This window comes from Mycobacterium sp. AT1 (assembly GCF_002043095.1).
Classification (GTDB): domain Bacteria; phylum Actinomycetota; class Actinomycetes; order Mycobacteriales; family Mycobacteriaceae; genus Mycobacterium.
This window is the reverse complement of record NZ_MVOC01000036.1, coordinates 17,671-43,219: the sequence shown is the minus strand read 5'-3', so window position 1 is coordinate 43,219 and position 25,549 is coordinate 17,671. Positions and strand designations below refer to the sequence as shown.

Annotated in this window: 25 protein-coding genes; 17 read left to right on the top strand and 8 right to left on the bottom strand. The window is 68.6% G+C overall.

From position 1 onward, the window contains the following. The first annotated feature begins 173 nt into the window (after positions 1-173). The gene (locus B1790_RS17125; protein WP_233165161.1) at positions 174-2,930 is read left to right on the top strand and encodes a LuxR family transcriptional regulator; all 2,757 of its coding nucleotides are present in this window, start codon (positions 174-176) and stop codon (positions 2,928-2,930) included. A gap of 9 nt (positions 2,931-2,939) precedes the next feature. Here B1790_RS17125 and ppgK read toward each other — a convergent pair whose 3' ends face one another. After that, positions 2,940-3,728 carry a polyphosphate--glucose phosphotransferase gene (gene ppgK / locus B1790_RS17120; RefSeq protein WP_079924469.1) on the bottom strand — a complete coding sequence of 263 codons (789 nt, stop codon included), beginning with the start codon at positions 3,726-3,728 and terminating at the stop codon, positions 2,940-2,942. Between the two features lie 67 nt (positions 3,729-3,795). Here ppgK and B1790_RS17115 point away from each other — a divergent pair, with 67 nt between their 5' ends. After that, entirely contained in the window at positions 3,796-4,662 is an 867-nt protein-coding gene (locus B1790_RS17115) for an inositol monophosphatase family protein (protein WP_079924468.1), read from the top strand. Between the two features lie 5 nt (positions 4,663-4,667). Here the strand turns inward: B1790_RS17115 and cei are convergent, their stop codons facing one another. After that, positions 4,668-5,318, bottom strand: coding sequence for an envelope integrity protein Cei (gene cei, locus B1790_RS17110; protein WP_079924550.1), 651 nt, complete (start codon positions 5,316-5,318; stop codon positions 4,668-4,670). A 171-nt stretch (positions 5,319-5,489) separates the two neighbouring features. On the opposite strand from cei, the gene B1790_RS17105 reads away from it, so the two are divergent. Further along, complete coding sequence (locus tag B1790_RS17105; protein WP_079924467.1) at positions 5,490-5,792, top strand: DUF4193 domain-containing protein; 303 nt, start codon at positions 5,490-5,492, stop codon at positions 5,790-5,792. A 4-nt stretch (positions 5,793-5,796) separates the two neighbouring features. Here B1790_RS17105 and B1790_RS17100 read toward each other — a convergent pair whose 3' ends face one another. Continuing rightward, entirely contained in the window at positions 5,797-6,282 is a 486-nt protein-coding gene (locus B1790_RS17100) for a DUF3093 domain-containing protein (protein ID WP_079924466.1), read from the bottom strand. A 25-nt stretch (positions 6,283-6,307) separates the two neighbouring features. On the opposite strand from B1790_RS17100, the gene dut reads away from it, so the two are divergent. Then, entirely contained in the window at positions 6,308-6,772 is a 465-nt protein-coding gene (dut, locus tag B1790_RS17095; protein WP_079924549.1) for a dUTP diphosphatase, read from the top strand. Beyond that, a complete protein-coding gene (locus B1790_RS17090; protein WP_079924465.1) occupies positions 6,772-7,548 on the top strand; it encodes a DUF3710 domain-containing protein in 777 nt (258 codons plus the stop codon). Before dut ends, B1790_RS17090 begins: the two co-directional genes overlap by 1 nt. Positions 7,549-7,555: 7 nt before the next feature. Here B1790_RS17090 and B1790_RS17085 read toward each other — a convergent pair whose 3' ends face one another. Further along, on the bottom strand, positions 7,556-8,254 hold the full coding sequence (locus B1790_RS17085) for a hypothetical protein (protein ID WP_079924464.1): 699 nt from the start codon (positions 8,252-8,254) through the stop codon (positions 7,556-7,558). Positions 8,255-8,428: 174 nt separating this feature from the next. On the opposite strand from B1790_RS17085, the gene B1790_RS17080 reads away from it, so the two are divergent. From B1790_RS17080 to B1790_RS17070, 3 genes are all read left to right on the top strand, one after another. Next, positions 8,429-8,800: an OB-fold nucleic acid binding domain-containing protein gene (locus B1790_RS17080; RefSeq protein WP_056548580.1), complete on the top strand. Its 372-nt coding sequence runs from the start codon at positions 8,429-8,431 to the stop codon at positions 8,798-8,800. Positions 8,801-8,892: 92 nt separating this feature from the next. Continuing rightward, on the top strand, positions 8,893-9,504 hold the full coding sequence (locus B1790_RS17075; RefSeq protein WP_079924547.1) for a DUF3159 domain-containing protein: 612 nt from the start codon (positions 8,893-8,895) through the stop codon (positions 9,502-9,504). After that, positions 9,501-10,967, top strand: a complete 1,467-nt coding sequence (locus tag B1790_RS17070; protein ID WP_255407281.1) for an MFS transporter — start codon at positions 9,501-9,503, stop codon at positions 10,965-10,967. Before B1790_RS17075 ends, B1790_RS17070 begins: the two co-directional genes overlap by 4 nt. Positions 10,968-10,971: 4 nt before the next feature. On the opposite strand, the gene B1790_RS17065 is transcribed toward B1790_RS17070, so the two are convergent. Both B1790_RS17065 and B1790_RS17060 read right to left on the bottom strand, forming a co-directional pair. Continuing rightward, positions 10,972-11,631, bottom strand: coding sequence for a TrkA family potassium uptake protein (locus B1790_RS17065; RefSeq protein ID WP_079924463.1), 660 nt, complete (start codon positions 11,629-11,631; stop codon positions 10,972-10,974). Positions 11,632-11,649: 18 nt separating this feature from the next. Beyond that, positions 11,650-12,324 (bottom strand): TrkA family potassium uptake protein, encoded by a 675-nt coding sequence (locus B1790_RS17060; protein ID WP_079924462.1) that lies wholly within the window; start codon positions 12,322-12,324, stop codon positions 11,650-11,652. Between the two features lie 98 nt (positions 12,325-12,422). Between B1790_RS17060 and B1790_RS17055 the strand changes: the two genes are divergently transcribed. The 6 genes from B1790_RS17055 to B1790_RS17030 all read left to right on the top strand — a co-directional run bounded on the left by B1790_RS17055 (position 12,423) and on the right by B1790_RS17030 (position 20,408). After that, positions 12,423-14,414, top strand: coding sequence for an APC family permease (locus tag B1790_RS17055; protein ID WP_079924461.1), 1,992 nt, complete (start codon positions 12,423-12,425; stop codon positions 14,412-14,414). Positions 14,415-14,422: 8 nt separating this feature from the next. Next, positions 14,423-15,616 carry a class I SAM-dependent RNA methyltransferase gene (locus B1790_RS17050; RefSeq protein ID WP_079924546.1) on the top strand — a complete coding sequence of 398 codons (1,194 nt, stop codon included), beginning with the start codon at positions 14,423-14,425 and terminating at the stop codon, positions 15,614-15,616. Beyond that, positions 15,613-16,071 carry an AAA family ATPase gene (locus B1790_RS17045; protein ID WP_079924545.1) on the top strand — a complete coding sequence of 153 codons (459 nt, stop codon included), beginning with the start codon at positions 15,613-15,615 and terminating at the stop codon, positions 16,069-16,071. Before B1790_RS17050 ends, B1790_RS17045 begins: the two co-directional genes overlap by 4 nt. Before the next feature lie 95 nt (positions 16,072-16,166). After that, complete coding sequence (nhaA, locus tag B1790_RS17040) at positions 16,167-17,438, top strand: Na+/H+ antiporter NhaA (RefSeq protein WP_079924460.1); 1,272 nt, start codon at positions 16,167-16,169, stop codon at positions 17,436-17,438. A 36-nt stretch (positions 17,439-17,474) separates the two neighbouring features. Continuing rightward, complete coding sequence (gene dxs / locus B1790_RS17035; RefSeq protein WP_079924459.1) at positions 17,475-19,388, top strand: 1-deoxy-D-xylulose-5-phosphate synthase; 1,914 nt, start codon at positions 17,475-17,477, stop codon at positions 19,386-19,388. Positions 19,389-19,505: 117 nt separating this feature from the next. Next, on the top strand, positions 19,506-20,408 hold the full coding sequence (locus B1790_RS17030) for an alpha/beta fold hydrolase (RefSeq protein ID WP_079924458.1): 903 nt from the start codon (positions 19,506-19,508) through the stop codon (positions 20,406-20,408). Here the strand turns inward: B1790_RS17030 and B1790_RS17025 are convergent. Both B1790_RS17025 and B1790_RS17020 read right to left on the bottom strand, forming a co-directional pair. After that, positions 20,405-21,721, bottom strand: a complete 1,317-nt coding sequence (locus B1790_RS17025; protein ID WP_079924457.1) for a ribonuclease D — start codon at positions 21,719-21,721, stop codon at positions 20,405-20,407. The two genes, B1790_RS17030 and B1790_RS17025, sit on opposite strands and share 4 nt — an antisense overlap. Before the next feature lies 1 nt (position 21,722). Beyond that, complete coding sequence (locus B1790_RS17020) at positions 21,723-22,304, bottom strand: DUF3000 domain-containing protein (RefSeq protein WP_079924456.1); 582 nt, start codon at positions 22,302-22,304, stop codon at positions 21,723-21,725. A 78-nt stretch (positions 22,305-22,382) separates the two neighbouring features. On the opposite strand from B1790_RS17020, the gene hemE reads away from it, so the two are divergent. The 3 genes from hemE to hemQ are packed head-to-tail and all read left to right on the top strand — an operon-like array spanning position 22,383 to position 25,494. Continuing rightward, complete coding sequence (hemE, locus tag B1790_RS17015; protein WP_079924544.1) at positions 22,383-23,444, top strand: uroporphyrinogen decarboxylase; 1,062 nt, start codon at positions 22,383-22,385, stop codon at positions 23,442-23,444. Beyond that, positions 23,441-24,796 (top strand): protoporphyrinogen oxidase, encoded by a 1,356-nt coding sequence (locus B1790_RS17010; RefSeq protein ID WP_079924455.1) that lies wholly within the window; start codon positions 23,441-23,443, stop codon positions 24,794-24,796. Before hemE ends, B1790_RS17010 begins: the two co-directional genes overlap by 4 nt. 5 nt (positions 24,797-24,801) lie before the next feature. Further along, positions 24,802-25,494, top strand: coding sequence for a hydrogen peroxide-dependent heme synthase (hemQ, locus tag B1790_RS17005; protein ID WP_079924454.1), 693 nt, complete (start codon positions 24,802-24,804; stop codon positions 25,492-25,494). The last annotated feature ends 55 nt before the right edge of the window (positions 25,495-25,549 follow it).

Genomic DNA, 25,549 nt, shown 5'->3' with positions numbered 1-25,549 from the left:
GGGACGGGCAACTGGCTCCGGCAGCCACTCGATTGCCACGATTGGACCCGCCCGCGCTGATTCGTCCCGATGAACGGCGCCGTGACGACACTGAAGTCGGGCGCATTACCGGAAACTGATTCTCCCTAGTCCGCGCAATTGCATTTGCTAGCTGCAATGATGGGGACGTGCCTGTGGCAACGGTAACTCGCTCGGAGGAGCGCCAAGCGGTCGACGACCTGCTCGGCGCCGCCGGCATGGCGCCGTCCGCCCTGGTGATCGCGGGGGAGCCGGGCATCGGCAAGACCACCCTGTGGCTCTACGGCGTCGAGCAGGCCGGTGAGCACGGCTTCCGGGTGTTGTCCACGCGGGCCGACGAGGCGGAGTCCGTCCTGGCCTACGCCGCGGTCGCGGATCTGCTGCAGGACGTCGAGCCGGAGGTGCTGGCGGGTCTGCCCGAACTTCAACGCGTTGCGCTGGACCGGGTCCTCCTTCGGACGGGCAGCGAGGGGCCGCCCACCGATCAGCGGGTGACGGGGTCGGCAGTGGCGGCGGTCCTCACGGCGATGGCGGCCCGGCAGCCGATCCTGGTGGCCGTCGACGACGTCCAATGGTTGGACGTGTCGAGCCGGGCAGCGTTGGCATTCGCCGCGCGCCGGCTGACCGGCCGCGTGGGCCTGCTTCTGACCGCCCGCGCGCACGCCACCGAGCCCGACCCGGCCGACTGGTTGCATCTGCAGATCCCGGACGCCGTCACGCGGGTTCGGGTCGGCCCGCTGAGCCTGCGGGCGTTGCACACCATGATCTTGGAGCGCTTCGGCAAGGCGTTTCCCCGGCCGACGATGGTGCGCATCGCCGAGGTGTCCGGCGGTAATCCCTTCTACGCGTTGGAATTGGCCCGGGGCGTCGACGGGCGATCGTCGGTCGGTGACGCGGTACTGCCGAGCACCCTGACCGAACTGGTGCGGCTGCGCACCGAACACTTCGACGGCCAGGTCGGCGACATGTTGCTCGCCGCCTGCTCGGTCGGCGACGCCACGGTCGACGTGGTCGCCGCAGCCACCGCGTTGTCCGTAGAGCGCGTCGTCGAACTGCTGGAAGGGCCCGAACGCGAGGGCATCGTCCGGATCGACGGCAACAGCGTGGTGTTCGCCCACCCCCTGCTGGCCCGCGGCATCTACACCCACGCTGGTCCTGCCCGCCGTCGTCGGATGCATCGGGCCCTTGCTGCCGTCGAGTCGCGGCCCGAACTCAAGGCCCGCCACATGGCGTTGGGCGCCGCGAGCGCCGAGCCGGCCACCCTGCACGCCCTCGACGACGCCGCCGCGGCCGCCGTGGGTCGGGGAGCCGCCGCCGCGGCGGCGGATCTCTACGAACTGGCGATCGGTCTCGGCGGTGACACGCCCACTCGTCGGCTCAGCGCGGCCGAACAACACCTACGGGCAGGCGAGACGCGTCGGGCCCGGAGGATGATCGAGCCGGTGGTCGACGGATTCCCCGTCGGAGGGGTCCGTGCCGCCGCGCTGAACCTGCTTGGTGCGGCTCGAATGTCCGAGCACGACTACGCGGGCGCGCTTCCGTTGCTCGTCGAGGCCGTCAACCAAGCATTCGACGATCCGGCGTTGTTGGTCAAGGCAAAATTGCTGCTCTCCCGGGCACGTTCGATGACCGGTCATCAGGAAGAGGCACGGACCGAGGCGAAGTCCGCCGTCGTCCACGCCGAACGGCTCGGCGACGCCAAGCTCGTCAGCCAGGCGCTGTCGCTGACCGTGATGCTCGACTGCGCGCACGGTCTCAGGCGAGACGGGACCGCCCTGGCCCGCGCGCTGGAACTCGAGGTGCCCGATCCCGACGTCGCGGCGCACTGCCGGGCCAGTGTGGTCGACGCCGTGACGTTGTCGTGGACCGGTGGCCTCGAGGAGGCACTCGCCGGCCTGATCGCCGCGCGCAGACGCTGCGTCGAGATGGGCTCCGACGCGGACCTGGTGTTCGTGTCGGGTCACCTGGCAATGGTCTACACCTGGCTGGGGCGCTTCTCGGTGGCCGCGGACGTGGCCCAGGACATGGTGCGACGGGGGGAGAACCTCGGCGGCGGCTACCCGGTGGTCGTCGGTCGCACCCAACGCGCCCTGGCGTTGGCATATCTGGGTCGTGAGCGCACCGTGCGTGACGACGTCCTGGCGGCGATCGCCGGAGCGCATCAGTGCGGGGCGCCGTTCCTGACCATCCGGCCGCTGATCGCACTCGGCTTCCTCGAGGTGTCGCTCGGCAACTACGAGAAGGCCCTAAACGTGTTGCAGCCCTTGCTTGCCGAGCGCGAGGACGGCGACGCGCGAGGCGCCTTCCCGGTGTCGTACGTGCCGGACGCCGTCGAGGCCATGGTCGCGCTCGGTCGACTGGACGAGGCGGCGCCGTTGGTGAAGGCGATGGAATTGCACGGCGCCGAGCTGGACCGGCCGTGGATGTTGGCGGCCGGTGCCCGTGGGCGAAGCATGCTGCAGGCGGCCGCCGGTGATCTCGCCGACGCCGAGGACACCCTTCGGTGGGCGCTGGTGCAGCACGACAGGCTGCCGATGCCGTTCGAGCGGGCGCGCACCCAGTTGTTCCTCGGCCAGGTGCTGCGCCGCCAGCGCAAGAAGAACCTGGCGGCCGCCACCCTCCGCGAATCGTTCGAGACGTTCGGTGAATTGGGCATGCCGTTGTGGGCCAACAGAGTTGGCGCCGAGCTCAAGCGAACGGACGCTCCGCGGACGAATCACTCCGAGCTGACCGCGTCGGAACTGCGGGTGGCGAGGTTGGCGGCGGCGGGCAAGACGAACAAGGACATTGCGACGGCCCTGTTCATCAGTCCGAAGACCGTCGAGCACAACCTCAGCAGCGTCTACCGGAAACTCGCCGTCCGCACCCGTTCGGAACTGGCCAGTCGGGCCGGCGTGCTCGGCGACGAGTAGGGGCGCGCCTCAGCGCTGAGCCACCTCGGCGGCCATGGCGGCGCCGACGATGCCAGCCTCGTTCTGCAGCGCAGCCGCCACCACGGGGGTTCTGTTCTCCAGCAACGGAATCCACTTGTCGGCCTTGCGGCTGATGCCGCCGCCCGCGATGAACAGGTCCGGCCAGATGGCGTTCTCGACGGCGATGAGCACCTTGGTGACTTCCTTGGTCCAGCGCTCGTAGCTCCAGTCCTTGGCTTCCTTGATCGACGACGCGGCACGGTGCTCGGCTTCCTTGCCGCCGACTTCCAGATGCCCGAACTCGGTGTTGGGTAGCAGCACTCCGTTGTGGATCACCGCCGACCCGATGCCGGTGCCGAAGGTCAGCAGCACGATCACCCCGGTGTTGTCCTTGCCTGCACCGAACTTCTCCTCGGCGAGCCCTGCCGCGTCGGCGTCGTTGAGAACGGTGATCTTCCTGCCACCGAGGGCGGCGCCGATCACCTCTTGGGCGTTGGTGCCGATCCAGCCCTTGTCGACGTTGGCTGCCGTCCGCACGATTCCGTCGGTGACGACGCCCGGGTAGGTGACACCGAGCCCTCCCTCCCAGCCGAACTTCTCGACGACCTCGGCGATGGTCTTGGCCACGGAGTCGGGCGTCGACGGTTGGGGCGTCGGGAGCTTGAAGCGTTCACCGATCAGCTGGCCGGTGTCGAGGTCGACGATGCCGCCCTTCACCCCACTTCCGCCGACGTCGACGCCGAAACCGCGGCGTGGGGAACCCTCGTCGTTCGAGCTGGAGGGGGAAGTCTCGGTCATTGAGCGCTCCTCTGGGAGAGGCCGACAGGTGCGACGCCAACCACACACTAGTGCCTCGCCACAGGCGATGTGTTGCGATGGGAGGGTGACCGACGACCATGATCCGGGCCGCCTTCGGGCCGTCGCCGAACTGCTCGCGGAGGAGGCCGCCGACTTCGTCCGACATCGCCGCGCCGAGGTTTTCGGCGACGGGTCGTCCGTTGACGCGGCCGCAGCGACGCGCACCAAGAGCACCCCGACCGACCCCGTCACGATCGTCGACACCGAGACCGAACGGCTGCTGCGCGACCGACTTGCCGAGCTGCGACCCGGTGATCCGATCGTCGGGGAGGAGGAGGGCGGCTCGGCGATCGGCCTTCCTGGCAGGCCGACGTGGGTTCTCGACCCGATCGACGGGACGGTCAACTTCGTCTATGGCATCGAGGCGTACGCGGTGTCGATCGGCGTTCAGGTCGACGGGCGGTCGGTGGCGGGTGCCGTCGCGAACGTCCCGACGGGTGAGATCTTCTCCGCGGCCAGGGGTGCCGGCTCCTTCGTGCGGCGCGACGGTGCGTCGACGCAGTTGCGCTGCAACCCGGTCGCCGACCTGTCGATGGCGTTGGTGGGCACCGGCTTCGGATACTCCCCGGAGCGGCGTCTGGTGCAGGCCGAGGTGCTGGCCCGGTTGATACCCGACGTCCGCGACGTGCGGCGGATCGGCTCGTGCGCGTTGGATCTGTGCATGGTGGCGGCCGGTCGCCTGGACGCGTACTACGAGCTGGGCGTCAACGTGTGGGACTGGGCCGCGGGCGCGCTCATCGCCGAGGAGGCCGGTGCGCGGTTGCACCTGCCGCCGATCGAGGAAGCCGCCGGGGAAGCCAGCTTGATCGTCGCCGCCGCACCGGGGATCGCCGCAGAGTTCGACGAGGCACTGCGCCGTGCCGGCGCGTTCTGACCGGCTCAGCAGGCGGCGGTGTGGATCTTCTTCAGTAGCGCCGAGTCGGCGGGCTGGGTGGCGTCGGGGCGCAGGCTCGCAAGGACCGCGTCGATGTCGTCGTTGTGGCTGACGTCGGAGAACTCGGTGCCGATCGCCAGGTCGACGGTGTCGTCGGGCCGCTGATCCTGGAAGAGTTCGGTGCAGGGCGTGACGAGCCACAGCGCGGCGGCGGCCGCACGCCCTGACGGGCCGAACCGGATCTGGCCCTGGCACGCCAACCGGGTGTTCTCGTAGACGGTGTCGTTGCCTGCGGTGGGTGGGGCGTAGCCCAGATCGCGCAGTGCACCGGCCACCTCGCCGGCTTGTCCGCCTTGGCCGCTGGCGTTGAGCACCCGAATCTTCGTGTCGGCGAGCTTCGCCGGGGTGACGTCCATCATCGTCGCCGGGTTCACCGGTTCACCGAGGGCGGTCTGGGTGGCGTCGGCCATCGGGGGCGGCGGGTTGCAGGCAGCCTGTTGCCGCACGTCGGGGGTTTGGTTGAACGCGATGACCCAGACGGTCAGCGTCACGACGGCAAGCGCCACCATGAGGACGATGCCGGGAATGAAGTTCCTTCGGCGGAACGGGCGGCCGTGCTTGTCGAATGCCGTACCCGAGGTGATCTGCGCTACCACCCCTGCACTGTAAGGCCAGCGCCCGTCACCGGTCGCCACCAGGTCTTTTACGATGTGATATAACTCACATTCAATCCGGCGCCCCGACGGGCACGAATCGTTTGGTGGATGCGTTCTGCGCTGGTAGAAAGCTCTGTCGCTCCACGACGGATCGACAAGGAGGGGATGAGGATGGCTACCGACTACGACGCACCACGGCGCACCGAGACCGACGAAGTTTCCGAAGATTCGCTCGAGGAACTGAAGGCCCGGCGCAACGAGGCTCAATCGGCGGTCGTCGACGTAGACGAGTCCGAGTCAGCCGAGTCCTTCGAGTTGCCGGGGGCTGATCTGTCCGGCGAGGAACTGTCGGTTCGGGTGGTCCCCAAGCAGGCCGACGAGTTCACCTGCTCCAGCTGCTTCCTCGTGCATCACCGCAGCCGGCTGGCCAGCGAAAAGGGCGGCATGATGGTCTGCACCGACTGCGCGGCCTGACCGGTCAGCTGCGCAACGCCGCCAACACCCGCTCGGGTCGACGGCAACTCACCAACCAGTACGGCGTCGGGTCGTCTGGATCGTCGAGCACGACGAGGATCATCGGTTTGATCCAGGCGCGGTGTACCACGTACGCCGCCGGATCGAGCTGACGGCCAAGGGCCGCCGACTTCGCCGACTTTGGCACTTCCGCCGACCGGGAGATCACGCCGACGGGCAGATGCGCCGAACCGACCCACAGCTCGGTCCCGGTCCCGTCGTCCGAGGTGCTGACCACACGGACGTCGACCCGTCCCAGCCACACCAGGACCGCCACCGCGACCGGGAGCAGCAGCGCATACGGCACCCAGTCGGGGAGCGATCGCACGCCCAGGTTCACCTCGTAGGCGATGATGACGGCCAGCAGGAATGCGGGCAGGCACCACCACAGCGGAACTCTCAGTCGCTCTTGGTAACGCACCGTTTCGGTGGCTGCGCGCGTATCGGACACCCGGCCAAGAGTAATCTCCGTGGTCGTGTCCACCTCTTTGGCGGTCGTGCGGCTGGACCGCGACCTGCCCATGCCCACCCGGGCGCACGCCGGCGACGCCGGCGTCGACCTCTACAGCGCAGTCGACATCGTGCTCACCCCTGGCCGGCGTGCCTTGGTTCCCACCGGGATCGCCGTCGCCATCCCCTACGGGATGGTGGGTCTGATCCATCCGCGATCGGGACTCGCCACGCGCGTTGGGCTTTCGATCGTCAACACCCCCGGTACGGTCGACGCGGGTTACCGAGGCGAAATCAAGGTGACACTCATCAATCTCGACCCCGAGGAGCCGATCATCGTCCGACGCGGCGACCGCATCGCGCAGCTCCTCGTTCAGCGGGTCGAACTACCCGAGTTGGTCGAGGTCACGTCGTTCGACGAGGCCGGCCTGGCTGACACCACCCGTGGCGCAGGCGGCCACGGTTCCTCCGGCGGACACGAGAGTTTGTGATGGCATTCGGTAAGCGCAAGAGCGGCGACAAGGGCGACGAGAACACCCCGGGCACGGAGTCCGCAGAAGTCAAGGCTCCCGTCGCCGACGACGACCTCGACGGTCCGTTCGACATCGAGGACTTCGACGACGCGGAGACGGCGCTGGTGGGTCGACACGACCTCGGTGCCGTGCTCATCCCCGAGAACGAAGCCGCCGAGCTCGCCGTCGAGGTCAACCAGCAGGGTGTGCCGACGATGGCGTGGATGGTGACGTCGCACGGCCGCTACAACGTGACGGCCTACGCGGCGCCCAAGGCGGGGGGCCTGTGGCGCGAGGTGGTCACCGAGGTGGCCGATTCGCTGCGCAACGAATCGGCCGAGGTCAGCATCCAGGACGGGCCGTGGGGACGTGAGGTCGTCGGGCACATGACGAACGGTCCCGAGCCCGTGGTGATGCGGTTCATCGGAGTCGACGGGTACCGCTGGATGGTGCGCGGCGCCGCGGTCGGATCGCCGGAGAACGCCGAGGCCATCGCCCGCGATCTACGAAATGCGCTGTCCGACACCGTTGTCAAGCGAGGTGACACGCCGCAGCCGGTGCGCAACATGCTTCCCCTGCAGCTGTCGGAGTCCCTCGTCGCTCGGCTGCGGGCCAGGGCCGAACAGATGATGGCCGAGCAGGCACGCCAAGCCGGGCAGGAGTACGTGCCGCAGCCGCCACCGCCCGAGCCGGCGGCGCGGCGCAGCGAGCAGGGTTCGGCGATGCAGCAGCTCCGCACGATCACCGGCGGCTAGCGCCGGCTCACAGCTCCATCAGCGCGCTGACGCACGCCGTCCCGAGAATGCCGGGATCGGCACCGAGTTCGTCGAGGGTGAAGGTGCGTAGCGCGGCCGCGGGAGCCGCGGCCGCCCATTCGACCGCCACCTCCAGCGGGTGGATCGGATCGTCGGTGGCGGCCGCGATGCCCATCGGGACCGCGAGCCTCTCCAACTCCGCGCCCGTCGGAGCGACGTACCGGGCGGCGGCGTCCATGGCGTCGGGAAGGTCGGGCCACTGACCGACCCACGACCGCGTGAGTTCGGCGCTCAACCACGCTGGGCTGGAGTCCCGCATCTGGCTGATCGCCGACGCCAGCCCGTCGCGCCGCAGCACGCTCGCCGAGTAATGCGCGGCCAGCGCGGCCGTCGCGTTCTCCGGTGAGCCCGTCCACGCGGGCAGGCCGGCCAGAACGGCGACCGCGGCGGTGGGGTTCGCCAACGCCCAGGACGCGGCGACGGCGGCGCCGATCGAAATTCCGCCGACGGCGATCCGGCCCTGCCGTGCAGCGTCGTCCATGGCCTTCACGTAGCCCTCGACGAGCCGGGACGGCTGGGGAACCGCAGTCACCACCACGGCGCCGACGTCGTGCAGGGCCCCGCAGAATGCGCGGTAGACGTAGTCGTCGTCGGATCCGGTGCCTGGCAACAACACCACCGAGACGCCGCGAAGGGTGACGGCCATCGTTCGATCGTGCCGTGTGCGTCAAATCACGTCCACGCGGTGGGACTGAAACGCTCCGCGGAAGGGTAACCGTCCAACCTGTGCGCCACGTGGCAAATCGGAACCAAGAGGTCTACCGTGGCGTTGGTTAAGAGGTGGGTCAACGGGTGATCCACCACTTGGGTAGGAGAGACCATGGCTACGGCCGAAGGTTATCTACGTCGGCTGACGCGTCGGCTCACGGAGGACCCCGAACAGCAGGACGTCGAGGAACTCAGTGACGAAGCCGCGAACACCGGCGCGCAAAAGGCCATCGACTGTCGGCGCGGCCAAGAAGTGACGATGGTCGGCACGCTGCGGTGTGTCGAGACCAACGCCAAGGGCTGCGCGGGCGGTGTACGCGCCGAACTGTTCGACGGCACCGATGCGGTGATGCTGGTCTGGCTCGGCCAGCGGCGCATCGCTGGCATCGAGTCAGGTCGCACGTTGCGGGTGCACGGCCGCCTCGGCAAGCTCGAGAACGGCACGAAGGCGATCTACAACCCGCACTACGAGATTCAGAAGTGACCCACCCCGACAAGGGGACGGCGGAGGAGATCGAGGCCGTAGCGCCCGATGAACCCGAGAACAAGCTGAATGCCCAAGCCATCCTGGCGCAGATGGGCGGTGTCAGCGGCCTGATCTACTCGTCGCTGCCCGTTCTGGTGTTCGTGCCGGTGTCGTCGCTGTTCGGCTTGAAGTGGGCCATCGCTGCGGCGCTCGGCGTGGCGACGCTCATCCTGGTGTGGCGGCTGGCGCGCCGGGAGACGTTGCAACCGGCGATATCCGGCTTCTTCGCCGTCGGGGTCAGCGCCGGCATCGCCTACCTGGTCGGCGAGTCCAAGGGGTACTTCCTGTTGGGCATCTGGTCGTCGCTGGTCTACGCGGGCGTCTTCGCGCTCTCGGTCGTCATCCGACGGCCGATCGTCGGCTACGCCTGGGGTTGGGTCAACGGGCGTGATCGTGACTGGCGGGGCGTCCGGCGCGCGTTGACGGCGTTCGACATCGCGACGTGTGTCTGGGCCTTGGTGTTCGGCGCCCGGTTCCTGGTGCAGAACCGCCTCTACGACGAGGACCAGACCGGGTTGCTCGGGGTCGCGCGCATTGCCATGGGCTGGCCGTTGACGGCCGTCGCCGCGCTGGTCACCTACCTCGCGATCCGGGCCGCTCAGCGAGCCCTTCACGCCGCGGAGAACGCGGAACCGCATGCCGAAGAGGCACGGGCCGACTGACCACCGCACCGCGCTACGACGCGCCCGATCGAACGCTGATCGCGGTTGCGGTACTGGCGTCGTTCGTGGCCTTCCTCGACGGGTCGGTGGTGAACCTGGCGCTGCCGGCGATCGCAACGGACTTCGGGGGCGGGCTCGCCCTCCAACAATGGGTCGTCGACGGCTACCTGCTGGCTCTCGGTGCGCTCATCCTGGTCGCCGGCGCCGTGTCCGACCAGTTCGGCAGGCTGGCGGTGCTGCGGACCGGGTTGGCCGTGTTCGCCGTCGCATCCCTGCTGTGTGCGCTTGCCCCGACGGGCTGGATCCTCGTCGCGGCGCGCTGCCTGCAGGGCGTCGGTGCGGCCTTCCTGGTGCCGAGCTCGCTGGCGATGATCAACTCCCGGTTCACCGGGGCACGCCAAGCCGCCGCGATCGGCACCTGGACGGCGTGGACGGGCACGGCGTTCGTGGTGGGACCGCCGCTGGGCGGGCTGCTGGTGGACGCGTTGAACTGGCGGTGGGTCTTCGGGATCAACGTGCTGCCGCTGGCCGTCACCCTGTACCTGACGACGCGGCTTGGTCGGGAGAAGGCCAGCACGGGACGGTCGGGACGCGTCGACGTCGGGGGAGCCGCGCTGTGCGCCACCGGGCTGACCGGGGCGGTGTACGCCCTCATCGAGCAGCAACGACTCGGTCCCACCCATCCCGCGGTGATTTCCGGGTTCGTGCTCGGCGTGACGTGTCTGGTCGCCTTCCCGTTCTGGGAGCGGCGCGTGCCGAACCCGATCATGCCGCTGGGACTGTTCGCCTCTCGCAATTTCGCCGTCGGGAATTTGGCGACGGTGTTCCTCTACGCCGCGGTGTCCCTCGGCACGTTGATCGTCGCGCTGTTCCTTCAGGAGACGGTCGGCATGTCGGCGGCGCTCGCAGGGCTTGCGACGCTGCCGCTTCCGGTGTTGTCGTTCTTCCTCGCCCGCCGGTTCGGATCCTTGGCGGGAACGCATGGGCCACGGGTCTTCATGGCCGTGGGCCCGCTGATCGCCGCGGGCGGCTTCCTGCTGATGACGACGGCGCGCGCGCCGTTCGACTTCTGGACTCAGATGTTGCCGGGTCTGATCGTCTTCGGGGTGGGCCTGTCGGTCACGGTGTCACCGTTGACGGCGGCTGTCCTTGCGGCGGTCGACCCGGCGCAGAGCGGCATCGGCTCCGCAGTGAACAACGCGGTGTCGCGGGTGGCCGGGCTGATCGCGGTGGCGTTCACCGGCGTGATCGTCGGGGCCGGCGCGACGGCGTCGACGGCAATGGACTTCGCCGGCTTCCGGTCGGGCGCGATCGTGGTTGCGGTGCTGTTCGCCGTCGCCGGGGTCGTCTCCGGGGTCGGCATCAGCAACCGGCAGTGCGACATGGGTTTGGTGTCACCGGAGGCGTCGGCTCGCTGTCACGACCGCGTGACGCCGCCGCCCGCCCTCGCTGCCTCCGATTGACGGGTCAGCGCGGGCGGAGCAGCAGCTCGCGCAACTGATCCTCGACCTCGTCGGTGGTGACGAACAACAGTTCGTCGCCGCCTTCGAGCGGCTCGTCGTTCTCGGGGACGATCACGCGGGCACCCCGCAGAATCGTCACCAGGGCCGCGTCGCGGGGTAGTTCCAGCCGCTTGACGGCCTTGCCGCCCCATGGCGTGTCGTCGGGCAGGGTGATCTCGACGAGGTTGGCCTGCCCCTTGCGGAAGCTCATCAGGCGGACCAGGTCGCCGACCGACACCGCTTCCTCGACCAGGGAGGCCAGCATCCTCGGGGTCGACACCGCGACGTCGACTCCCCATGCCTCGTCGAACAGCCACTCGTTGCGGGGGTCGTTGACGCGCGCCACCACCCGCGCCACCGCGAACTCGGTCTTGGCCAGCAGGCTCAGCACCACGTTGGCCTTGTCGTCACCGGTTGCGGCGATGACGACGTCGAATTCTTCGAGGCCGACGGCTTCGAGCAGGGTCAGCTCGCAGGCGTCACCGAGCCGCCAGTGCGCGGACGGGATGGCCTCGGCGTCGATGTGATCGGGGTTGCGCTCCAACAGCGTGACGTCGTGGGCCTCGACGAGTTCCCTGGCGATGGACCGGCCGACGGCGCCGGCCCCTGCGATGGCGACCTTCACTGTGCCTCTCCTGGTCCGTCACTTGTCATCGGCGTCCTCACCTGGCGGGAGTGCGGCGATGGCCATGGCTTCGGCGACGTGACCGGAGATGGCCGCCATGTAGACCTGATCGCTGGCCTGGATGACGGTCTTCTTGTCGGGGAGCAACCCAGTGCCGAAGCGAATCATGAACGCCACGCGCCCACCGGTCACCGACTCCAACGCCGTCACCCGCCGGCCCACCCAGCCCTCGTGCAACGGGAGTTCGGCAACGGCGACGTTGCCCGACGGGTCTCGCCACTTGGTGGTCTCGCTCTCGCGGGTCAGGACGTTGAGCAGTCGGTCCGTCGTCCACGGCACCGTCGCCACCGTCGGGATGCCCAGCCGCTCGTAGACGGCGGCACGCTTCGCGTCGTAGATGCGGGCGACGACGCGTTCCACACCGAACGTTTCGCGCGCGACTCGCGCGGAGATGATGTTGGAATTGTCACCCGACGAGACAGCGGCGAACGCACCCGCGCCCTCGATGCCGGACCGCAGCAGCACTTCCCGGTCGAATCCCATCCCAAGGACACGCTCACCTGGGAACTCGGGGGACAAGCGGTGAAAGGCGGTGCCATCGCGGTCGATAACCGCGACTTCGTGCCCAATCCGGGCCAAGCCATCGGCCAGCGACGCGCCTACTCGGCCGCATCCCATTACGACTACACGCACGCGTCGATCCTCCCAGTGGTTCGGCAGAAACGGATTGTGGCGAACCTGCGCACTCGGAACGCTACAGCCATTCACCCGTACGCTTACTCTTGGCTCTCGTGTCCAAGCTTTCGACCGCTACTCGCCGGTTGCTACTGGGTAGACCCTTCCGCAGCGACGCCATGGGGCACACGTTGCTGCCCAAGCGAATCGCGCTGCCCGTGTTCGCCTCGGACGCCCTGTCGTCCGTGGCCTACGCACCGGAGGAAATCTTCTTGGTGCTGTCGGTCGCCGGCCTCAGCGCCTACACGATGGCGCCGTGGATAGGCCTTGCCGTCGCGGCGGTGATGCTCGTCGTCATCGCGAGCTACCGCCAGAACGTGCATGCATATCCGTCCGGTGGCGGCGACTACGAGGTGGTGACCACCAACCTGGGGCCCACCGCGGGGTTGACGGTGGCCAGCGCGCTTCTCGTCGACTACGTGCTGACGGTGGCGGTGTCGATGGCGTCGGCGATGTCCAACATCGGCTCCGCGGTGCCGTTCATCGCGCAGCACAAGGTGCTGTTCGCCGTCGCCGCCATTCTGCTTCTGGCGTCGCTGAATCTGCGCGGCATCCGGGAGTCCGGCACGGCGTTCGCGATCCCGACCTACGCCTTCATGATCGGCATGTACGTCATGGTCGGCTGGGGGCTGTTCCAGATCTTCGTCCTGAACGACAACCTTCGGGCCGAGACGGCGAATTTCACCGTGAAGTCCGAACACGGTGACGTCCTTGGCTTTGCGATGGTGTTTCTGGTGGCGCGGGCGTTCTCGTCGGGCTGTGCCGCGCTCACGGGAGTCGAGGCCATCAGCAACGGGGTGCCCGCCTTCAAGAAGCCGAAGTCGCGCAACGCGGCGTCGACCCTGCTGCTGCTCGGCGGTATCGCCGTGTCGCTGTTCATGGGAATCATCGTGTTGGCCAAGGAAACCGGAGCCAAGGTGGTCGACAGCGTCGACCAGTTGGGTGGCGCTCCTGCCGGATACCACCCGAAGACGTTGATCGCGCAGTTGGCCGACGCGGTCTTCCACGACTTTCCGGTGGGCCTGTACCTGATCGCGGGGGTGACGGCACTGATCCTGGTGCTGGCCGCCAACACCGCCTTCAACGGGTTCCCCGTCCTGGGATCGATTCTGGCCCAGGACCGCTACCTGCCCCGCCAGTTGCACACTCGCGGTGACCGGTTGGCGTTCTCCAACGGCATCCTCTTCCTCGCCTTCGCGGCGATCGCCTTCGTGGTGGCCTTCCGCGCCGAGGTGACCGCGCTGATCCAGCTCTACATCGTCGGCGTGTTCGTCAGCTTCACGCTGAGCCAGATCGGCATGGTGCGGCACTGGACCCGGCTGCTGCGCGTCGAGACCGACGCCATCCAGCGGCGCAGGATGTACCGGTCCCGCATCATCAACGCGATCGGACTGTTGTGCACCGGCGCCGTGCTGGTGGTGGTCGTGGTCACCAAGTTCCGGGCCGGCGCGTGGATCGCAATCCTGGCCATGGGCGCGCTGTTCGGGCTCATGAAGCTGATCCACAAGCACTACGCCACCGTCACGACGGAGCTGGAGGCCCGCGCTGCCGAGGAGGGCGACGTGGTGTTGCCCAGCCGCAATCACGCCATCGTGTTGGTGTCCAACCTGCACCTGCCGACCAAACGGGCGTTGGCCTACGCCAGGGCCACTCGACCCGACGTCCTCGAGGCCATCACGGTGAACGTCGACGACGAAGAGGCACACGCGCTGGTGCACAAGTGGGAGGACAGCGACGTGACCGTGCCGCTCAAGGTGATCGCGTCGCCGTACCGCGAAATCACCAGGCCCATCCTGAGTTACGTCCAGCGGATCATCAAGGACTCGCCACGCACCGTCGTCACCGTGTTCATCCCCGAGTACGTGGTCGGGCACTGGTGGGAGCAGGTGTTGCACAACCAGAGTGCGTTGCGGCTCAAGGGGCGACTGCTCTTCGAGCCCAACGTCATGGTGACTTCCGTGCCGTGGCAGCTGAGTTCCTCGGAGCGGCTCAAGGTCATCGACGAGCAGCCGGCACCCGGCGACGCGCGCCGCGGGTTCCTCAAGTGAGCGCCCAGATGCTGACCCTGACGGTGGGGCCGCCCGCGAACGGCGGCAGCTGCGTGGCCCGTCACGACGACGGTCGCGTCGTGTTCGTGCGGTACGCGCTGCCCGGCGAGGTGGTCGTGGCTCGCGTCACCTCAGAACGCGGAAGTCATTGGCACGCAGAGGCAGTCGAGATTCTGGAAGCGTCACCCGACCGCGTCGACTCGGCCTGCCGCATCGCGGGCGTCGACGGGTCCGGCTGCTGCGACCTGGCCTTCGCGGCACCCGGGGCCGCCCGCCGGCTCAAGGGTGACGTGGTGGCCAACCAGCTGCAGCGGCTCGGCGGCCACACCTGGGAGGGTGCGGCCGAAGAGGTCGGGTCGACGGGTGCGACGGGGTGGCGCACGCGCGTGCGGCTGGACGTCGCCGCCGGTGGCCCGCAAGCGGGACAAGCGGGCTTCCACCGTTACCACAGCACCGAATTGGTGACCGACCTGTCGTGCGCGCAGGTGCCCGACGGCATGTTGGCGGGCCTGGACGGCGCGAAGTGGCCGCCCGGCGCGCAATTGCACGTGGTGCTCGACGATCAGGGTGCCCGGCACGTGGTGCAGACGGGTCCGCGTTCCAACCGCAAGGCCTCCACACAGGTGGTCGAGGGGTCCTATGAGGCGACCCAGCGGGTCGGGGACCGGACCTGGAACGTACCGGTCACCGCGTTCTGGCAGGCGCACCGCGACGCAGCGCCGACCTATAGTGCACTGGTCGAGGACTGGGCCCGGCTCGACGCGGGCATGACGGCATGGGACTTGTACGGCGGCGCGGGCGTTTTCGCCGCGACGCTGGCAGAGGCGGTGGGGCCGACGGGGCACGTGCTGAGCGTGGACACCTCGCGTGGTTCGGCGAAGGCGGCGCGGACCGCGCTCGCCGACCTCGGCTGGGTGGAGGTGCTCACCGAGTCGGTGCGCCGTGCGCTCACCACGCAGCGTCGCCGCGCCGACGTCGCCGTGCTTGACCCGCCACGCACCGGTGCCGGACGCGAGGTGATCGACCTGCTGGCCGCGGCCGACGTGCCTCGGATCGTGCACATCGGTTGTGAGGCAGCGTCATTCGCTCGCGACGTCGGCATCTACCGAGGCCACGGGTACGCGGTGGAACAAATCCGGGTGTTCGACTCCTTCCCGCTGACGCACCACGTGGAGTGCGTTGCGGTGCTGTCCCGCGCGTGAAGCGCGTTCTGGTTACCGGCATGTCCGGCACGGGAAAGTCCACGCTGCTTGCCGAATTGGCCCGCAGAGGGTATTGGACGGTCGACACCGACTACGGTGACTACTTCGAAACCGTCGACGGCGAGTCGCTGTGGATCGAGTCCCGGATCGAGGACCTGCTGTCGGTCGACGACCCGCGCGGACTCTTGATCGTCGCGGGCACCACGCGCAACCAGGTGACGTTCTACCCGAGGTTCGACCACGTCGTACTCCTCAGTGCCCCTGAGGAATTGATCGTCGAGAGGCTGCGCGCTCGGACCGACAACACCTTCGGCCGGTCGCCGGACGAGATGGCCGCGGTCTTGGCCGACCTCGCCGAGGTCGAGCCGTTGCTTCGCGCCTCGGCGACTCTCGAAGTCGTGACGACCAAGCCGGTCGCCGACGTGGCCGACGCGGTGCTGGCGCACGTCTCGTAGGCGACGGGGCGCGGTCGCGGTCTAAGGTGGACAACGGTGTGCCGGGAAGTCTGGTCGGCGGTCGTCCTACGCTGCCTAAACCCCCGGGGGAAAACGTGTCCAACTCCACCACCCGACTCTTCAGCCGCGGCTCGTGGCCGGAGGCCAGTCGCGTCTCCGAAGTCTTGCGCCGCGAGACGGTCGGCGGCATGTTGCTGCTGTTCGCTGCGGGCGCTGCGCTGGTGTGGGCGAATTCGCCGTGGGCGTCCGCGTACCGCGCGATCTCCGAATTCACCGTCGGACCGGAAAGCCTGCACCTGCGGCTGAGCGCCGCATCGTGGGCGGCGGACGGTTTGCTGGCGATCTTCTTCTTCGTCGTCGGCCTCGAACTCAAGAGGGAGTTCGTCGCGGGGGATCTGCGCGACCCGGCGCGCGCCGCCCTTCCGATCGCGGCCGCGATCGGAGGGATGATCGTGCCCGCCGCGATCTTCATCGGGGTCAACCTCGCCGCCGGCGAACGGGAGAACCTCGGTGGGTGGGCGGTGCCGATCGCCACCGACATCGCCTTTGCCCTTGCCGTCCTGGCCGTGGTGTCGACGCACCTTCCGACGGCCCTTCGCACGTTCCTGCTGACCCTCGCGGTGATGGACGACCTGCTGGCGATCATCGTCATCGCCGCGTTCTACACCGACCACCTCGCTCTCGGTCCGTTGGCGTTGGCGCTGGTGCCGGGGGGACTCTTCGCCGTTGCCGTCCAGCGCGGGCTGACCCGCTGGTGGGTCCTGCTCCCGCTCGCCGCGGCGACGTGGGCGCTGGTTCACGCCAGCGGCATTCACGCCACGGTGGCCGGCGTCGTGCTCGGGTTCACGGTGCCGGTTCTCGGTCGTCATGCGTGTGCCGAACACTTCGAGCACCGACTGCGCCCCGTCTCGGCGGGCGTGGCCGTGCCGGTGTTCGCCTTCTTCGCCGCAGGGGTGACGGTCGGGGGTCTGGCGGGCCTGGCCGACGGGCTGCGCCATCCCGTCACGGTCGGCGTCATGGCCGGCTTGGTACTCGGCAAACCGCTTGGTGTGTTCATCACCACATTTCTGCTCGCGAAGTTCACCAAGGCCACGCTCGACGACGACCTGGCCTGGCGCGACGTGCTCGGTGTCGCGCTGCTGGCCGGAATCGGATTCACCGTGTCGTTGCTCATCGGCGAGCTGGCCTTTGGTTACGGCACCGTGACGGGTGCCGACGCCAAGATCGGCGTGCTGGTGGGGTCGCTGGTGGCGGGAGCGTTGGCGGCCGTCGTCCTGGTCAGCCGCAACGCGGCACACCGCCGCATTCGCGAGCGGGAAACGGCCGACGCGGACGGTGACGGCGTGCCCGACGTGTACGAGCCTTGACGGGCCCGATCACCTCGCCGTGCGTAAACTGAGCTGATGCTTTCTGAGATCCGCGGTCCCGCTGATCTGCAGCACCTGTCGCAGTCACAGATGAAGGATCTCGCACTCGAGATTCGTGAATTCCTGATTCACAAGGTTGCTGCCACCGGCGGACATCTCGGCCCCAACCTGGGCGTCGTCGAACTGACGCTCGCCCTGCACCGGGTGTTCGACTCACCGCACGATCCGATCATCTTCGACACCGGTCATCAGGCCTACGTCCACAAGATGTTGACGGGACGCTGCGCCGACTTCGACAACCTCCGCAAGAAGGACGGGCTGTCGGGGTATCCGTCGCGCAGCGAGAGCGAACACGACTGGGTCGAGTCCAGCCACGCCAGCACGGCGCTGTCCTACGCCGACGGGTTGGCCAAGGCCTTCGAGCTCAGCGGCCATCGCAACCGTCACGTGGTCGCCGTCGTCGGTGACGGCGCGTTGACGGGGGGCATGTGCTGGGAGGCGCTCAACAACATCGCGACCTCGCGACGGCCGGTCATCATCGTCGTCAACGACAACGGCCGCAGCTACGCGCCCACCATCGGCGGGTTCGCCGACCACCTCGCCGGCCTTCGACTGCAACCCGGTTATGAACGACTGCTCGAAGAGGGCCGCAAGGCCGTTCGCGGGCTGCCGCTCATCGGCGAGGTTTGCTATCAGTGCATGCACAGCGTCAAGGCCGGCATCAAGGACGCCCTGTCGCCGCAGGTGATGTTCACCGACCTCGGCCTCAAGTACGTCGGTCCGATCGACGGCCACGACGAGCACGCCGTCGAGGCGGCGCTGCGCCATGCTCGCGGCTTCAACGCCCCGGTGATCGTCCACGTCGCCACCCGCAAGGGCATGGGGTACGGACCTGCCGAGTCCGACGAGGCCGAACAGATGCACTCGACGGGGATCATCGACCCGCAGACCGGGCTTGCGACGTCGGTCGCCGCGCCAGGGTGGACGTCGGTGTTCTCCGACGAACTGATCAAGCGGGCCGCCAAGCGTCGCGACGTCGTCGCGATCACGGCCGCGATGCCGGGTCCCACCGGGCTCAGCGCGTTCCGCAAGCGGTTCCCGGACCGTTTCTTCGACGTCGGCATCGCCGAACAGCACGCCATGACGTCGGCCGCCGGGCTCGCCATGGGCGGCATGCACCCGGTGGTGGCGATCTACTCGACGTTCCTCAACCGGGCGTTCGACCAGATGATGATGGACGTTGCGCTGCACCGTCTTCCGGTGACGATCGTGCTCGATCGTGCCGGCGTGACGGGACCCGACGGCGCCAGCCACAACGGTGTCTGGGACATGTCGATCCTCGGCGTCGTGCCGGGGATGCGGGTCGCGGCTCCCCGTGACGCCGCTCGCCTGCGCGAGGAGCTCGGCGAAGCCCTGGACACAAAGGACGGGCCCACCGCGATCCGGTTCCCGAAGGGGGACGTCGGCGAGGACATTCCCGCCGTCGAACGCCGCGACGGGGTCGACGTGCTGGCAGTGCCCGCAGATGGACTGTCCCAGGACGTCCTGCTGGTGGCGGTCGGATCCTTCGCCTCGATGGCGTTGTCGGTCGCCGAGCGGCTCCGCAACCAGGGCATCGGCGTGACGGTCGTCGACCCTCGCTGGGTGCTTCCGGTCCCCGAGATGCTTGGTCCGCTGGCGACGTCGCACAAGTTGGTCGTCACGTTGGAGGACCACGGCCTGAACGGCGGCATCGGTTCGGCGGTCTCGGCTGCGTTGCGGCGCAACGAAATCGACGTTCCTTGCCGCGACCTCGGCGTCCCTCAGCAGTTTCAGGACCATGCCTCGCGAAACGAGGTGCTCGCCGAGTTGGGCCTGACCGATCAGAACATCGCCCGTCAGGTCACCGGGTGGGTGGCAGCGCTCGGCAGCTCGATCGGGGAGTCCGAAGTCAGCGGCCGGGTCGACTAGGTCCCGGGCGTCCAACGTGACACCACTGCGGAGAGTTGGACCGATTCTCGCAGTGACGTCACGTTCGGCGTCGAAGCCGGTGATCGCCGGACCCTAGCCACTGCATAGGCTTCGCCCATGGATGCCGAACTGGAGCGCTGGAAGACCACCGGTCAGTACTTCGACTACCTGGGCTTCGACGCGTTCTATCGCGTCGAGGGCACCGGCCCGGCCCTGCTCCTCATCCACGGGTATCCGTTCAGCTCGTGGGACTGGTCGCTGATCTGGCCGACGCTGACAGAGCGGTTCACCGTCATCGCGCCGGACATGCTTGGCATGGGTTTCTCGGACAAACCCGTGGCGTACGAGTACTCCGTGCCCGACCACGCCGACATGCACGAGGCACTACTGCATCATCTGGGGATCGACTCCTTCCACGTGTTGGCTCACGACCTGGGTGACTCCGTCGGCCAGGAACTGCTCGCCCGCTACGAGGCAGGCGACAACGCCTACGGAGTGCCGGTGATCGAGTCGATCACCTGGCTCAACGGCGGTCTGTTCAACGAGTCGTACACGCCCCGGCTGGTGCAAAAGCTGATGTCGCGAACACCGTTGGGCGACATGATGAGTCGGTTCCAGGGCAGCGCGGTCGCCCGGCGCGTCGTCGACCGGACGCTCGACGAGCTCTTCGGGCAGAACACCAAGCCGACGCCCCGGCAGCTCGAACAGTTCCACCAGATCATGGCCTACAACGACGGCACGCGGGTGAGCCACAAGGTGGGCAGGTTCGTCACCGACCGCTACCTGTATCGCAACCGTTGGATCCGGGCAATGCGGGAGACTGCCGTGCCGATGCGACTGATCGACGGTCCGAGCGATCCCAATTCGGGTCGACACATGGCGCAGCGCTATCTCGAGGTGATTCCGAGTCCCGACGTCGTGATGCTCGCCGACGACATCGCGCACTGGCCGCAGATCGAGGCTCCCGAGGACGTCCTTCGGCACTTCTTCGCCCACGTGGACCGGGTCGTCGCGACCTAGGAAGTCGGAGCGTCCTCGGTCGGCGGTGTCGGGGCGGCCGTCAACGCCTCGGTCAGCACCGGCACCGTCAACTCCCGCTGCCACGGTCGCGCACCCGCCTCGGCCAGGAAGGCGTCGATCACCGTCGCGGCGTCGGTGATTGGCTGCCAATCCCACACCAACCGGCGCACCAGGTCGGGGGTCAGCAGATTCTCGGCCGGCACCGAAACCCGTTGCGACAGTTCGGCGAGTCCTGCGCGGACGCGGTCGAGCCGTTCGGCGGCCTCGGGCTTGCGCCGGCTCCACCGCACCGCGGGGGGTGGTCCGGTGACCGGCTCGGACGCGGTCGGAAGGTCGTCGGTGGTGCGGGCCCGCGACAGCGCGTCCAGCCAGACGCCCGCACTGCGGCGCTGGCGGGAGCCGCCGAACACCGGCAGTGCCACCAACTTCTCGACGGTGTCGGGATTGACCGTGGCAGCGTTGATGATGGCTGCGTCGGGCAGGATGCGTCCGGGCGCGATGTCGCGGCGCTGGGCGATGTGGTCGCGCGTCGTCCAGAGTTCCCGAACGGCGGCCAGCGTCCGCGGGCTCTTGACCTTGTGGATCCCTGAGGTCTTGCGCCAGCGATCGCGCCGCGTCGGCGATGCGACGAAGGTGCGCAGGTGCTCGAATTCCTCTGCCGCCCAACGGGTCTTGCCCTGCGCTTCCAGTTCGGCGGCGACCGCCGCGCGGAGCTCGAGCAATACCTCGACATCCAGCGCCGCGTAGTTGAGCCACTCCGACGGAAGGGGACGCTGGGACCAGTCCGCAGCACCGTGCCCCTTGACCAGGTGCAGTCCGAGCAGTCGTTGCACCATCGCTGCCAGGTTCACCCTGTCGAATCCGGCCAGCCGGCCCGCCAACTCGGTGTCGTACAGCTGGGGCGGCACCATTCCCAGCTCGGCCAGGCATGGCAGGTCCTGATCGGCCGCATGCAGGATCCACTCGTCGGTGTCCAGCACGTCGGCCAGTGGCGCCATCACCATCAGCGGGTCTTCGCCATGGTTGACGGGGTCGATCAGCACGGAGCCCGCGCCTGCCCGCCGAATCTGGATCAGATAGGCGCGGTTTGAGTAGCGGAAGCCCGAGGCTCGTTCGGCGTCGATCGCGAACGGGCCGTGCCCCGACACCAATAGTTCGGCCGCAGCCAGGATCTGGTCGGACGTGACGGCCAGCTCGGGTACGCCGTCCGCGGGTGCCAGTAGTGGGGTCGCCTCTGCCTCGGGCTCGACGGCGTCTTGCTCGCCCGTCGTCTCGTCGGGGCCGGCGTCCCCGGCAGTGAAACCCTCAGTCATGTCAGGCGCGCGTGCGAGCGCCGAGGTCGGTGACCCCGGCCGGTGGAAGGCCCGCGGCGTGCTCCAGCACTTCGCAGAAGGCCTGCACGTGCGGTCCCAGTTCGAGGTTGGTCGCGGTCCACGATGCGCGCAGCTCCAATTGGTGGGCCCGTGGCGGGCCCGAGATGTCGCCGTACCGCACCGACGTCGTCGCCGTCACGGTGCCGCCGAGGGCGGTGACGTGGTCGTCGTGTTCGGCGAGCGCGTCGACGAGCCAGCTCCAGGCCACTTCGGGAAGCAGCGGGTCGACGGCTTCGGTGGAGTCCAGGTCGGCCTGGATGTAAGCCACCAGGCGCATCGTGCCGTCCCACGCCTCGGCGCCTTCGGGGTCGTGCAGGAGGATCAGGCGGCCGAATGCGTCGCCGTCGGACCGCTCGGGGACGACGGTGGTTTCGGGGTGGCGAACCTCGGCGCCGAGCGCATAGCTGTACGGCGCCAGTCGCTGAGGCGGCCGGATCGGGCCGAGCTCGATCTCGGGCCGGACGGTGGTGGCATTCATTGCCTCCACCGCTGCCCGGAACTGAGCCGGCTCGACGGTGGTCATGGGGTTTGACGCTAGCTGATTCGGGGATGGGGCAGCGAAGGCGCGCCGAAGCGTTACTGCATGGCAGCATGGGTGGCGATGAGTACCCGTCGTGACCTGCCAGAGTCGCCCTATCTGACCGCGGCCGCAGGCCGTAAGCCCAGCCGTGTGCCCGTGTGGTTCATGCGGCAGGCCGGTCGATCCCTCCCCGAGTACCGGGCGTTGCGGGCAAAGAACACGATGATGCAGGCGTGCTTCGACGCCGAGCTGATCACCGAGATCACGCTGCAGCCGGTGCGTCGCCACGGCGTCGACGCGGCCATCCTGTTCTCCGACATCGTCGTGCCGCTGCGCGCGGCGGGCGTCGACGTCGACATCGTCCCCGACGTCGGGCCGGTGATCGCCGAGCCCATCCGGACTGCCGCCGACGTGACGTCGCTGACGCCGCTGGATCGTGACGCGGTGGCGCCCGTCGCGGATGCGATCGCGCTGCTGACCGCGGCGCTGGGTGACGTGCCGCTGATCGGCTTCGCCGGTGCTCCCTTCACCCTGGCGTCCTACCTGGTCGAGGGCGGACCCAGCCGCAACCACGAGCGCACCAAGGCGATGATGCTCGGTGAATCCGACACCTGGCACGCCCTGATGACGGCTCTCACCGACGTGACCATCGGGTTCCTCAAGACGCAGTTGGACGCCGGCGTCGACGCGATCCAGCTGTTCGACTCCTGGGCGGGCACGTTGTCGTTGGCCGACTATCGGACCTATGTGCTGCCGCACAGCTCGCGGGTGTTCGAGACCCTCGCCGCGGAAGGCGTGCCGATGACGCACTTCGGGGTCGGCACGGCCGAGTTGCTTGGCGCCATGTCGGAGGCGGTGTCGGTGGGGGACAAGCCCGTGGTCGGCGTCGACTGGCGGACGTCGCTGACCGACGCGGCCGGCCGGGTGCGTCCGGGCTGTGCGCTGCAGGGCAATCTCGATCCGGTGGTTCTGCTGGCGGGCTGGCCGGTGGTCGAGCGTGCGGTCCGCAACGTGGTCGAAGACGGTCGACGGGCCGTCGACGCAGGGGCCACCGGCCATGTCTTCAACCTGGGTCACGGTGTGCTTCCGCCGACCGACCCTGGCGTCATCACCGAGGCGGTGGCGTTGGTGCACGCGTTGTGAGAGCCGCCTATTGTGTTGTCGGAGGCGGCATTTCGGGATTGGTAGCCGCCTACCGGTTGCGCGTCGCGGCAGGCTCGGAGGCGTCGATCACGCTCTTCGACCCCGCTGATCGCCTCGGTGGGGTGTTGCGCACCGAGCGTATCGGCGGTCAGTTGGTGGACGTCGGGGCCGAGGCGTTCGTGGCACGGCGTCCGGAGGTGTCGGCGCTGCTGGCCGAGTTGGGGTTGGCCGACAGGAAGATCGGCACCACGGGGGTTCGGCCGCTCATCTTCAGCGAGGGGCGCCTGCATCCGATGCCGCAGGGCACGCTGCAGGGCATCCCGGCTCAGGCGTCGTCGATGGCCGGGCTCGTCGACGACGCGACGGTGGCGCGGATCGCCGACGAACCATCGCGACCGTTCTCGTGGCGCCCCGGCGCGGACCCGACCGTCGCGGAGCTGATCGGCGACCGTTTCGGTCCGCAGGTGGTGATGCGGTCGGTGGATCCGTTGTTGGCGGGTGTCTACGCCGGTTCGTCGGCGACCATCGGCCTCAGGGCTGCCGCTCCGACGCTGGCGGCTGCCCTGGATCGTGGGGCCCGCAGTCTGACCGACGCGGTTCGCGAGGCGCTGCCTCCGCCGATGCCCGGATCGGTGTTCGGGGCGGTCGACGGCGGTTATGCGGTGCTGCTCGACGCGTTGGTGCGGCAGGCACGGGTCGACTGGGTGCGCGTCGGGGTGAAGCAGGTCAGTCGGGACGGCCGGGGGTGGTCGCTGGTCGACGACGAGGGCGGGCACTGGCATGCCGACGGCGTGGTGCTCGCGGTGCCGGCGCCTCGGCTGCCGACGTTGATCGACGGCGTGGCACCGAGATCGGCCGCGGCGGCGCGTCGCATTCAGACGGCGTCGTCGGCGCTGGTCGTGCTCGCGCTGCCGGGTGGGACTCCGATGCCCGAGCAGTCGGGCGTGCTGGTCGCCAGCGGTGAACGGCTCAACTCGAAGGCGATGACGCTGACGTCCCGCAAGTGGGGACGCCGGGGCAACGTGGAGCTGGTGCGGTTGTCGTTCGGCCGGTTCGGCGACTCCCTTGCCCGAGACGTGGGTGACGAGGATCTGCTCCGGTGGGCTGCCGAGGACCTGTCGACGGTGTTCGGGGTGACGTCGGACCCGGTGGACTGCCATGTCCAGCGCTGGATGGACGCGATGCCGCAGTACGGGCCGGGGCACGCCGGGCTGGTCGCCGAGCTGCGCTCGGGCTTGCCCTCGACGCTGGTGGTCGCGGGGGCGTACCTCGACGGCATCGGCGTACCCGCCTGTGTGGGATCCGCCACCAAGGCGGTGGCGGCGTTGACGACGTCGGGCGTGGCACGATAGCTCGTATGGCGAAGCTGGACTACGACACCCTCAATTCCATGACGAGATACATGATGATCTCGGTGTTCGCGGTGCAGCCGGAGGAGCTGGGCGATGATCGCGCGGCCGTCGTCGACGAGACGATCACGTTCCTCAAGCAGCAGGAGGAGAACGGCGTGGTCGTCCGCGGGATGTACGACGTGGCCGGCTTCCGGGCCGACGCCGACTACATGATCTGGACGCACGCCGAGCGCGTGGAAGACCTGCAGAAGACCTACTCGTCGTTCCGGCGGACGTCCCTCGGCCGGGTCAGCGAGCCGGTGTGGAGCGTTGTGGCGTTGCACCGGCCCGCGGAGTTCAACAAGAGTCACGTTCCGGCGTTCATCGCTGGTGAGGACCCCGGCGACTACGTGTGCGTCTATCCGTTCGTCCGGTCGCTGGAGTGGTATCTGTTGCCCGACGACGAGCGCCGCAAGATGCTCGTCGAGCATGGGATGGCGGGCCGCGAGTATCCCGACGTGCGCGCCAACACGGTGCCCGCCTTCGCGCTCGGTGACTACGAGTGGATCCTGGCCTTCGAGGGGCCGGACCTGGGCCGCATCGTGGAGCTGATGTGGAAGCTGCGCTACACCGACGCCCGCAGGCACGTGCGCGAGGAGACCCCGTTCTTCACCGGGCCGCGCGTCGGTGTCGAGGAGCTCGTCGCCCGGTTCCCGTAAGCACTGCGTCGGTTTGCTCGCGTTGCGGCCAGATCGAAGTAACTGCCCGGTCAAT